The organism is Amycolatopsis sp. NPDC004079 (assembly GCF_040610415.1).
In the GTDB taxonomy this organism is placed as follows: domain Bacteria; phylum Actinomycetota; class Actinomycetes; order Mycobacteriales; family Pseudonocardiaceae; genus Amycolatopsis; species Amycolatopsis halotolerans.
In genome coordinates this window covers 1-8224 of the sequence record NZ_JBEXMH010000139.1, presented here as the reverse complement: position 1 = coordinate 8224, position 8224 = coordinate 1, and the positions used below count along the sequence as shown (strand labels likewise).

The window sequence follows — 8224 nt, the reverse complement described above, 5'->3', positions numbered from 1 at the left end:
CGACGAGACCGGGTCACGGCGCGGAGGCGGCACCCTCGGGCAGATAGCTGTCCCGGAAACCGAACGCGCTCGGCGAGGGCTTTCCCGCCTTGACAAGCACCCCCGCGCCGCAGTCACAATCAGCTTCGGGGTGCCCCACGCAACCGTGGCCGCAATGTCGCCGCCAGGCGACGAGCCGAAACCCCCGACGAGCTACCGAGCCGCGACAGCAGCCCCAGCCCGAATCACCTCAGGCTCCGGCTCCGGAGCCACCGACCCCGCCTCGCCCCCTGACCGAGGCACAGTCATATGCGCGGGCAGCAAATTCGCGTTAGGCACCCGGACCGGCCCAGTCCCGGTCGACCCTTCCCCGCTATCCGCCGAAGTCCCGACGAGTGCGAGCGCGCTCAGCACGAGTCCGGACACGACGACCCCGGCCCCTTGCGCCGCCCGCTTCCGGCTGAAAGCGAACCTTCCGCCGCCGAGCACGTTCGCCGACTGCCCGAGCGGCGCGGTTGTTCCCAACGGCGCCGCACCCCCGAGCACCCCTGCGTCCCGCAACCCGGCCACCCGCTCCGGCCGCTGGATCGCCACCAGCTGACCATCGGCGGTGACCGCGAGATTGTCCGGCGTACCAGGCAGATCAGTGTGCTCCGGAATAGACCGAAGGCTGGCCAGGAACCCAGCCGACATCGACGGCGCACCCGCGTCCTTCACCGCGGCGACGGCCTGCCGCTGCGAGGTCACCTCAGCCGCGCAGTCCGGGCAGCGCGCGACGTGCGCCAGCGCCCGGTCGTGGGCGACGGGCGTCAGCTCGCCGTCGACCAGTGCGACGACCGCGTCGGGCATGAGGTGGGATTCGGCGAAACGCCAGCCGGTCATACGGACACCTTCGCAGATTCCTCCCGGGTCGCGCGACGGCGCTCGAGCGACGCGCGCAGCGCCGAGCGGCCGCGGTGGATGCGGCTGCGCACGGTGCCGAGCTTGACGCCCAGCGTCGCGCCGATCTCCTCGTACGACAGTCCTTCCACGTCGCACAGCACGACCGCGGCCCGGAACTCCGGGGGCAGCTCGTCGAGCGCCTCCTGCAGGTCCGGGTCAAGATGGGTGTCGCTGTAGTGCTGCTCCGGGCTCGGGTCGTCGCCGACGATCCGGTCGGTGTCCTCGGGCAGTCCCTCCATGCGCACGCGCGAGCGGCGGCGCGCCATGTCGAGGAACAGGTTCGTGGTGATCCGGTGCAGCCAGCCCTCGAAGGTGCCGGGCTTGTAGGACGCGAGCGACCGGAAGACGCGGATGAACGTCTCCTGGGTCAGATCCTCGGCGTCGTGCGTGTTGCCGGTGAGGCGGTAGGCGAGCCGGTACACGCGGTCGGCGTGTTCGCGCACGACCTCGTCCCACGAGGGCGGCGTCCAGGCCGCCTCGGCTGCGTCCACGGTCACCGGAGCGGCCTCCGGCAGTTCGGCGTTCTGCATCGGGGGAGCAGGCACCTCCATCTGGGTCAACTCCTCTTCACCTCTGCCAACGCGGGCCGGGCACACGGTGTTCCCGTGTGGTTGAGACTCAGTTTGCCGAGCTTCCTTATGGAACTCATGAGACCGATCTGAGAGCAGCCTGAGAAGTTGGCCTTTCCAGGGTTTTCGCGGGCTTTCCCGGGGCCGGAAGGCGCTTACCAGGGAGCCTTCGCTGATTTATCGACAACCAGCGCTAACCTTCGCGCGTGAGTTCGGGGACAGAGGCGGCGGCCGAGACCGGGGCGGTCGGCGCCGAGCAGGTCGACGGGTACCTGCCCGACGACGACGTGCTGACCGCGGCGCGGCTGCGCGCGGTCGACCTCGGTTGTGCCCCGCTGGCCCCCGGAGCAGGCACGACGCTGCGTTTTCTCGCCGCGACGGTCGCCGCGCGGGCGGTCGTGGAGGTCGGCACCGGATCCGGCGTGAGCGGGCTGTACCTGCTGCGCGGGATGGCCGCCGACGGCGTGCTGACCTCGATCGACGTCGAGCCGGAGTACCAGCGGGCGGCGCGCAAGACCTTCCTCGAAGCGGGCTACCCGCCGGGCCGGATGCGGCTCATCGTCGGCCGCGCGCTGGACGTGCTGCCGCGGCTCACCCCTGGCGGCTACGACCTGGTGTTCGTCGACGCCGCGCGGATCGAGTACCCCGGCTACTACGAGCAGGGCGTCGCGCTGCTGCGCCGCGGCGGGGTGATCGTGTTCCACCAGGTCCTGGCAGGCGGACGGCTCACCGACCCGGCTCGGCGCGACCCGGAGACGATGGCACTGCGCGAGGTCGCGCGAGCGGTCCGGGAGGACGACCGGCTGATCCCGGCGCTGCTGCCGGTCGGCGGCGGGCTCCTGGTGGCCACGGCCTGCTCCTGAGCGCTTAGCTGCGCACCAGCACTCGCTCGGCGCTCCGCACCCGCGTGCCCACCTGCACCGCAGCCACAGCCAGCCCCAGCCACACCACCACGGCGACGATCAGCCAGTTCCACCCGGCCCGCCCGTAAACAACACTGCCGACCCCGCCGCCGACGCTGCTGCCCAGGTAGTACATGAGCATGTACAGCCCGCCGACCTGGCCGCGCGCGTTCTCCGGGGCCTCGGCCGCGGCCCAGCTGTTCGCGATCGAGTGCGCGGCGAAGAAGGCTGTCGTCAGCACGAGAAAACCGACGACGATCAGCGGCAGCGAATCCGGGATCGTCAGCAACGCGCCGACCGCGGTGAGCAGCAGCACCCCGACCAGCGCCTGCCGACGCCCGATCCGCGCGGACAGCCGGTTGGCTGTGGCCGACGAAACCGAGCCCAGCGCGTACGACACGAACACCAGAGACGCGATCGCCGGCGACAGGTTCAGCGGCTCTCCGGTCAGCCGGAACCCGGCCGCGTTGTACAGCGCGACGAACGCGCCCATGGCCAGCAGCGCGACGGCGTACTGCGCGAGCAACACCGGCCGCCGCACCGCGGTCAGCAGGCCGACGCCGATGTCGCGCAGGCCCTGCCGCTCCCCCGTCTTGACCGGCGAAGGCGGCAGCATCACGACCGTCACGACCGCGCAGACCAGCGAAATCCCAGCGACCACGTACAGCGCGCCGCGCCAGCCGAACGGACCGGCGGTGAACCCGGTGGCCAGCCGTCCGGTCATGCCGCCGATGGTGTTGCCCGCGATCATCGCCCCGACCGCCGCCGCGACGCCGGTCTTCCCGAGCCGTTCCACGAGGTAAGCCGTGGCCACGCCGGGGAATCCGGCGATCGCGACGCCCTGCACCGCGCGCAGTACCAGCATTAGCGAGTAGTTCGGCACCAGCGGCAGCAAGAGCCCGAGCACCGAGGAGAGCACGACGGACGCGATGATCACCGGCCGCCGGCCGACCACCTCGGACAACGCGGCGATGGGCAGCACGGAGATCGCCAGCGCACCGGTCGCCACGCTCACCGCGAGCGCCGCGCCACCGGGATCGAGGTGGTACTGCCCGGCGAGCTGCGGCAGGACCGCCTGCGGGGCGTAGAGCAGGGCGAACGACGTGAAGCCCGCGGCGGCGACCGCGACCTTGACCCGGCGGGCGGAGGAGAGCATGACCTTGAAAGTAAGCTTGGCTAATCAATACGTCTAATACGTCGATCTGCCATCATTCATACTGTGCCGAATGAGAGCCTCACCGCGCAGCTCGTCCCGCACCTGTCTCTGCTGGCCACGCTGCGGAGCACCGGAAACGTCACCCGCACGGCCGAGATCCTCGGAGTGCCGCAACCCACAGTCAGCAGGCGGCTGGCCGCGCTCGGACAGGCCCTCGGCGCGCCGCTGACCGTGCCTGACGGCCGGGGCGTCCGGCTCACCCGCGCCGCCGAACTGCTGGCCGACGCGGCAGAACGCGCGCTGCCGGTGGTCGACGCCGGGGTCCGCCTCGCGCGCGAGGAGATCGAACCGGCGAGCGGCCGCGTCGTGCTCGGATTTCTGCACCTGCTCGGCCGGTCGCTGGTGCCGGAACTGCTGCGCGCGTATCGCGAACAGGCCCCGACCGCCCGGTTCTCCCTCGTCCAGGGTTCGTTGCGGGACATGGTCGACCGGCTCGTGTCCGGCGAACTCGATCTCGCCCTGCTGGCGCCGGTCGTCGAGGACGAGCGGCTGGAGACGGTCGTCCTCGACCGGCAGCCGATCCACCTCTCGGTCCCCGCCGGACATCGGCTCGCCGGACGACGCAGCGTGCGTGTGGCGGAGCTGACCGACGAGCCGTTCGTGCTCCTCGAGCCCGGCTACGGTCTGCGAAGGATCACCGACGACCTCTGCGCCGCCGCCGGCTTCACGCCCAAGGTCGCCTTCGAGGGCCAGGAATCCGACACTGTCCGCGGACTCGTCGGCGCTGGTCTGGGCGTCGCGCTCCTGCCGCGCTTCGAACCCGGCTCCCCCGCGGGTGTCGCGGAGGTGCCGCTGCACCCGCCGGTCCACCGGACGATCGGGCTCGCCTGGCGCGCCGGGGAGCCGCTTTCGCCCGCCGTTCAAGCGTTCCGGGACCAGGTGCTCGACCGGACGGACTAGCGGCCGGGGTGGTATTTGTATCCCGGTACCGTGCTACCGTTTCCGGTATAGAAATACCGGAACCTGAGGACGCGAGGTAGTCGTGATCGAGCTGAAGACGCCTGCGGAGATCGACCGCATGCACGTGACCGGGCGGTTCATCGCCGAGGTGCTGACCGAGGTCGGCAAGCTCGCCGACGTCGGCGTGAACCTGATGGACCTGGAGCACCACGTGCGCGGCATGATCAAGCGGCGCGGGGCCGTCTCGTGCTACTGGGACTACGCGCCGTCGTTCGGCGAAGGCCCGTTCCGCAACGTCATCTGCCTGTCGGTCAACGACGCCGTCCTGCACGGCCTGCCGCACGACTACACCCTGCGCGACGGCGACGTGCTCACCGCGGACATCGCGGTCACCATCGACGGCTGGGCGGCGGACTCGGCGCGCACGGTCATCGTCGGCACGCCCGCCGAGGAGGACCAGCGGATCATCCGGGCCACCGAGGAAGCGCTGGAAGCCGCGATCAAAGCGGCGCGCGCGGGCAACCGGCTCGGCGACATCTCGGCCGCGATCGAGGACGTCGCGACCGGCTACGGCTACCCGGTCAACACCGAGTTCGGCGGCCACGGCATCGGCCGCACCATGCACGGCGAACCGCACGTGTCCAACCGCGGCAAGGCAGGCCGGGGCATGAAACTCCGCCCGGGCCTGACGCTCGCGCTGGAACCGTGGCTGGCGCGCACGACGGACAAGATCGTCTACGACCCGGACGGCTGGACCATCCGTTCCGCCGACGGCTCGCGCACCGCGCATTCGGAGCACACGGTGGCCATCACTGACGGGGAGCCGATCGTGCTTACCCGCCGGGAGGAAGAGCTGTCGGGCAGGAACTAGCCCTCGTAGGAGGCCGCGAACTCCACCAACGTCCGAGCAGCGAACCCCGACGCGCCAGGCACCACGTCGTCATACGGCTTGTCCGCGCGCGCCGGGCCCGCGATGTCCAGGTGCGCCCACGGCAACCCCGCCGTGAACTCGCGCAGGAACAACGCCGCCATGATCCCGCCGGGGCCGCCGGGGGCCTGCCGGACGTCGCCCAGCTCGCCTTCGATACCGGTCGCGTAGTCCTCGACCAGCGGCATCCGCCACCACGCCTCACCAGCGCGGCCGCCAGCCTCGATGACTCGCGCGGCGAGGTCGTCGTCGGTCGCGAACAAGCCGCCGGTGCGCACGCCCAGCGACACCTTCATCGCGCCGGTCAGCGTGGCCGCGTCGACGATCAGGTCCGGCTTGAACTGGGCGATCCCGTACGCGAGCGCGTCGGCCATCACCATCCGGCCCTCGGCGTCGGTGTTGCCGACCTCGGTGGTCTGGCCGCCGTAGTGCCGCACGATGTCGCCCGGCCGGTACGAGCCGCCGGAGACGTGGTTTTCCGCGGCGGGCACCAGCGCGGTGACGCGCACCGGCAGCTTCAGCTCGGCGATCGCGCGCATCGCGGCGATCACGGCCGCGCCGCCCGCCATGTCGGTGCGCATCAGGTGCATGCCGTCGGCCGGCTTCAGCGAAATGCCGCCGGTGTCGAAGGTGATCCCCTTGCCCACGAACAGCAGGTGCTTCGTCGCGCCGCGCGGACGGTGCGTCATTTCGATCAAGCGCGGCGGCGAAGCCGAACCGGAACCGACCGCCAGGACTCCGCCGAACCCCTTGTCGGCGAGCCACTTCTCGTCTCGCACGGTCACGTCGACGGTGCTGCCAAGCACCTTCGCCGCAGTGTTCGCCAGCCATGCCGGGTTCTTGATGTTCGACGGCGTGTTCGCGAGATCACGCGTAAAGGCGGCAGCCGCCGCGAGAACGCGTACGCGCGTGACTGCGTCTGCGTACGCGGGCACAGCGCGCTCGTGCGCGACAACGAGGCGTACGGCGGGCACGGGAGGCTTCGGCTCTGTCGTGGTGACCACGAACCGGTAGCCGCCCAGCGACAGTCCAACCGCGAATTCGGCGGCGTGCTCCGCTGTCGCGTCTTCGGGCAGTACGACCTGGACTGTCCGGATGGGACGGTTCTCGGCCGCTTCGCGCATCGCGCGCGCCAACGCGGCACCGGTCCGGCGAAAGTCCTTCGGCGCGCCTTCGCCGATACCGGCGACCCAGCGCGGACCGTCGCCGTCTTCGGGCACTTCGCGTACTTCGGCGGTGCGTCCGCTCGACCCGTACGCTGCGCCTTCCTCCGCCGCGACCAGCACTGCTCGCGGGATTCCGCGGCGTGTCGCGGCGACGACCTCGATTTCGGGCAGCTTCGTGGGAACGGGTGGTAGCGAGTTACGCACAGCGAGCAACCTTAGGGCGCAGACGAACCGACCCCGGCCTCCAAGAGGAGACCGGGGTGCACAGTGGACAGAGAGGGGAGAGCGCAGGTCAGCCAGTGACCTCCTGCAGCGCAGCGCCGAGGTCCTTCGCTTCCTCCGCGGAGAGCTCGACGACCAGCCGGCCGCCACCCTCCAGTGGCACCCGCATGACGAGGCCCCGCCCCTCCTTGGTCACTTCGAGGGGACCATCTCCGGTCCGGGGCTTCATGGCCGCCATAGCGTGCTCCCTCCGTCTCAACCGGCGCGCCCGGGTCGCGCACTCCCATGCCAGCCGGGTCTCGTCCCCCATTGTCCCTCATCAGCGCCCGGGCGCGAACGCGGACCGATCATTTGCCGCCGCATCGGTGCTGGTATGCCGCCCGCCGAGGGTGCGAGACTCAGTCCCGAGAACCCGAGCCGCCGCTTCAGAGGAGCATTTCGTGACCACATCCGACGTCCTGTTGACCGCCGACGCCGACGGCGTGCGCACCCTGACCCTGAACCGGCCGGAGGCGTACAACTCGCTGACCGTCGAGCTCAAGGAGCGCCTGATCGCCGAGCTGCGCGCGGCCGCCGAGGACCCGGACGTCCGCGCCGTCGTGCTCACCGGGACCGGCAAGGCGTTCTGCGCCGGACAGGACCTCAAGGAGCACGTCGGCCTGCTGCAGGCGAACGACCCGGCCCCGCTGCACACGGTCAGCGACCACTACAACCCGATCGTCAAGGCCATCACCGGGATGCCGAAGCCGGTCATCGCGGCGGTGAACGGCACCGCGGCCGGGGCTGGGGCGGCCTTCGCTTACGCGAGTGACCTGCGGATCGCGGCTGAGTCGTCTTCGTTTTTGATGGCGTTCGCGAATGTCGGGCTTGGGCCGGACTCCGGGGCGTCTTGGACGTTGCAGCGGTTGATCGGGTACGGGCGGGCTGCTGAGTTGATGTTGATGGCTCGGACTGTGGACTCGGCTGAGGCGCTGCGGATCGGGCTTGTCGGGGAGGTTGTGCCGGACGAGGAGCTGGCGGCTCGGGCACAGAAGGTGGCGGCGAAGTTGGCTGGGGGGCCGACTGTGGCTTACGCGAAGATCAAGGGGGTGTTGGCGGTGGCGGCCGAGTCTTCGTTGGAGGAGGCGTTGGCGGCTGAGGATGCTGCGCAGACTGCTCTTGGGGCTACTGCTGATCACACTGAGGCGGTGGAGGCGTTTGTGGGGAAGCGTCGGCCTAACTTTCAGGGGAAGTGAGGCTTAGAGAGGCGCGGCGGAGCCGCTGAAAAGAGCGGCTGCGCCGCGGAAAAGAAGGTTGCGGTGGGGCACCCCGAAGCTTGATTGTGATGTGCGGCGACCGGGAGATCGTCGTCCGCGCACTGACCGGTGTCGCCGTGCTGCACCACTACCGCGGCGAACTGG

The 8224-nt window shown here is 70.5% G+C and carries 9 protein-coding genes; 4 read left to right on the top strand and 5 right to left on the bottom strand.

Annotated features, from left to right (window positions below):
- Positions 1-192: 192 nt before the first annotated feature.
- Both ABZX37_RS48890 and sigE read right to left on the bottom strand, forming a co-directional pair.
- Complete coding sequence (locus tag ABZX37_RS48890) at positions 193-861, bottom strand: zf-HC2 domain-containing protein (RefSeq protein WP_354751187.1); 669 nt, start codon at positions 859-861, stop codon at positions 193-195.
- On the bottom strand, positions 858-1472 hold the full coding sequence (gene sigE, locus ABZX37_RS48885; protein ID WP_354751188.1) for an RNA polymerase sigma factor SigE: 615 nt from the start codon (positions 1470-1472) through the stop codon (positions 858-860). Before sigE ends, ABZX37_RS48890 begins: the two co-directional genes overlap by 4 nt.
- A gap of 224 nt (positions 1473-1696) precedes the next feature.
- On the opposite strand from sigE, the gene ABZX37_RS48880 reads away from it, so the two are divergent.
- Complete coding sequence (locus ABZX37_RS48880; protein WP_354751186.1) at positions 1697-2353, top strand: O-methyltransferase; 657 nt, start codon at positions 1697-1699, stop codon at positions 2351-2353.
- A 4-nt stretch (positions 2354-2357) separates the two neighbouring features.
- Here ABZX37_RS48880 and ABZX37_RS48875 read toward each other — a convergent pair whose 3' ends face one another.
- Positions 2358-3548 carry an MFS transporter gene (locus ABZX37_RS48875; RefSeq protein ID WP_354751185.1) on the bottom strand — a complete coding sequence of 397 codons (1191 nt, stop codon included), beginning with the start codon at positions 3546-3548 and terminating at the stop codon, positions 2358-2360.
- A gap of 63 nt (positions 3549-3611) precedes the next feature.
- Between ABZX37_RS48875 and ABZX37_RS48870 the strand changes: the two genes are divergently transcribed.
- Positions 3612-4508, top strand: a complete 897-nt coding sequence (locus ABZX37_RS48870; RefSeq protein WP_354751184.1) for a LysR family transcriptional regulator — start codon at positions 3612-3614, stop codon at positions 4506-4508.
- Between the two features lie 82 nt (positions 4509-4590).
- Positions 4591-5379: a type I methionyl aminopeptidase gene (gene map, locus ABZX37_RS48865; RefSeq protein ID WP_354751183.1), complete on the top strand. Its 789-nt coding sequence runs from the start codon at positions 4591-4593 to the stop codon at positions 5377-5379.
- Here the strand turns inward: map and ABZX37_RS48860 are convergent.
- Together ABZX37_RS48860 and ABZX37_RS48855 are read right to left on the bottom strand one after the other, a co-directional pair.
- Entirely contained in the window at positions 5376-6806 is a 1431-nt protein-coding gene (locus tag ABZX37_RS48860; protein WP_354751182.1) for a leucyl aminopeptidase family protein, read from the bottom strand. The two genes, map and ABZX37_RS48860, sit on opposite strands and share 4 nt — an antisense overlap.
- Before the next feature lie 88 nt (positions 6807-6894).
- Positions 6895-7062: a DUF3117 domain-containing protein gene (locus ABZX37_RS48855; RefSeq protein ID WP_005155393.1), complete on the bottom strand. Its 168-nt coding sequence runs from the start codon at positions 7060-7062 to the stop codon at positions 6895-6897.
- Positions 7063-7264: 202 nt separating this feature from the next.
- Between ABZX37_RS48855 and ABZX37_RS48850 the strand changes: the two genes are divergently transcribed.
- On the top strand, positions 7265-8059 hold the full coding sequence (locus ABZX37_RS48850; protein WP_354751181.1) for an enoyl-CoA hydratase-related protein: 795 nt from the start codon (positions 7265-7267) through the stop codon (positions 8057-8059).
- Positions 8060-8224: the final 165 nt, after the last annotated feature.

Bases quoted from the DNA above. Each gene is read 5' to 3' on its own strand.
- ABZX37_RS48890 (WP_354751187.1), bottom strand. From the start codon at position 861: ATGACCGGCTGGCGTTTCGCCGAATCCCACCTCATGCCCGACGCGGTC.
- sigE (WP_354751188.1), bottom strand. From the start codon at position 1,472: ATGGAGGTGCCTGCTCCCCCGATGCAGAACGCCGAACTGCCGGAGGCC.
- ABZX37_RS48875 (WP_354751185.1), bottom strand. From the start codon at position 3,548: ATGCTCTCCTCCGCCCGCCGGGTCAAGGTCGCGGTCGCCGCCGCGGGC.
- ABZX37_RS48855 (WP_005155393.1), bottom strand. From the start codon at position 7,062: ATGGCGGCCATGAAGCCCCGGACCGGAGATGGTCCCCTCGAAGTGACC.